The following is a 1,909-nucleotide window of genomic DNA, read 5'->3' as shown; positions in this document are numbered from 1 at the left end:
GCAATGCTGGTGGAACCGGTCTTAAGGCCCGTCACCTGGAAATTCACAGGCATCTTCAAAAGCCGGTTGGTGTTGGACAGGCCGAACTCCTTTGTTCCCTGCTTCGTCACATGGGTGATGTTTTCCATCCATATGGTAGAATAATTGATGATCTGTGGATATTTTGTGATCAGCTCCCGGGACATTAAGGCAATATCCCGGGCCGTGGTCACATGATCCGGAGAATCTGTAAGGCCGCAGCAATCCACAAACCTCGTGCGCTCCATGCCAAGGCCTGCGGCCCGCTCGTTCATCATCCGCACAAAGGTCCCCTCGTCTCCGCCTATGTACTCCGCCATGGCCACGGAGGCGTCGTTGCCGGAGGCGATGACGATGCACTTGATCAGTGTTTCCACGGTCTGCATCTCCCCCTCCTCCAGGAATACCTGGGAGCCTCCCATGGATTTGGCGTAGGCGCTGGTCACCACCTGATCGTCCAGACGGATCTTTCCTGACTGGAGGGCATCGAATATAAGGATCAGTGTCATGATCTTGGTGACGCTGGCTGGATTTCTGGGCTCGTCGGCATTTTTTTCAAAGATCACCGTTCCCGTGGACGCCTCCATAAGAAGGGCTGACGGCGCTGCGATCTGCGGCCCTCCGGCGCTCTCCTCCGGGACAGCTCCCGGCTGGGCCGTCTCCTGGCCCTGGGGCCCTGTCTGGCCGTTTTCCTGGCTCTCTGCCTGCCCCGCCTCCGTTTCTTCCCGGACCGTTTCCCGTCCTGGGACCGTTTCTGCCATCACCGGCATAGAGCCGCCGCCCAGGGCCATCGCCCAGGATAGGAGAAGGGCGGCCGCCCGTTTTCCTGTTTTTTTCACGTTTCCACCATGTCCTCTCAAACCGTCATGATCTCCTTACAAAATATGGCTGGGACATGGATCTTTATGTATTTTTCGTAGCAGTCCTATCCGGATCTTTACATGGCTGGATTGTTGCTTTTTTTCACGGATTCCCATAACACCTTCCGGGAAATTATGTTATAATATGTGAAACAGACTCACAGAGGGATAAAAAGCCCGCCCGGCAGAAAAGGGCTTAAAAATACGATTCGAGGTGATCCAATGCAGTTTGAAGACGACTATACCCGCCGCCGTGCATACATATCCAGACGCCAGAAGCATAGAAAACGCCAGCGCATGGTCCGCATCCTCATCTTTTTCATGATCCTTGGGATCCTGGCTGCCGCCGGAGCTGGGATCTGGCTTTTTAAGACAAAAGGCTTCCCCGGATCCGGCTCCCATCCTGCTCCCGACGACCCGTCTGCATCCAGCCCCGCAGAGCCCGGCGCAGACCCGGGAAACGGTGAGTCCGGAGAAACAGGGACCAGTCCTGCGGAAACAGAATCCTCCGGCCTGGACGAACTCCTTTCCAAAGCCTCGGGCCTGGCCGCCTCCTACGACTATGACGGAGCCATCGCCCTGTTAAAGGACAGTGCAGAATTTTCCGGTGAGCAGGCGGTCCTGGATGCCATCGCGTCCTATGAAGAGATAAAAACAACACTGGTCCGGGCTGATACGGCCTCCATCACCCATGTGTTCTTCCACTCCCTGATCATGGATAATAAAAAAGCCTTTGACGGCGATTCAGATGAAAAGGGTTATAACCAGGTGATGACCACCAAAAGCGAATTTTTAAAGATCCTGGATCAGATGTATGAACGGGGCTATGTGCTGGTACGGATGCGGGATATCGCCTATGAGACCACAGATGAAAACGGAAACCCAAAATTTGTGGCCGGCGATATCATGCTGCCGCCGGGAAAGAAGCCCTTCGTCATGTCCCAGGACGATGTCTGCTATTATGACTATATGAAGGGCGACGGCTTTGCCACCCGGATCGTCATCGGGGACGATGGAAAGCCCACCTGTGA

Annotated in this window: 1 protein-coding gene and 1 pseudogene; one reads left to right on the top strand and one right to left on the bottom strand. The window is 54.9% G+C overall.

The genetic code is table 11. The features are described 5' to 3' along the window. Positions 1-788, bottom strand: a 788-nt coding sequence (locus tag WIH05_RS00045; RefSeq protein ID WP_337424783.1) for a D-alanyl-D-alanine carboxypeptidase family protein, incomplete at its 3' end; no start/stop codon positions are given. Positions 789-1,100: 312 nt separating this feature from the next. On the opposite strand from WIH05_RS00045, the pseudogene WIH05_RS00040 reads away from it, so the two are divergent. Further along, positions 1,101-1,909: pseudogene (locus tag WIH05_RS00040) on the top strand (polysaccharide deacetylase); the annotation flags it as partial.

It is taken from the genome of Alitiscatomonas sp., assembly GCF_037242085.1.
Lineage (GTDB): Bacteria > Bacillota > Clostridia > Lachnospirales > Lachnospiraceae > Alitiscatomonas > Alitiscatomonas aceti.
This window is presented reverse-complemented; position numbering and strand designations above follow the sequence as displayed.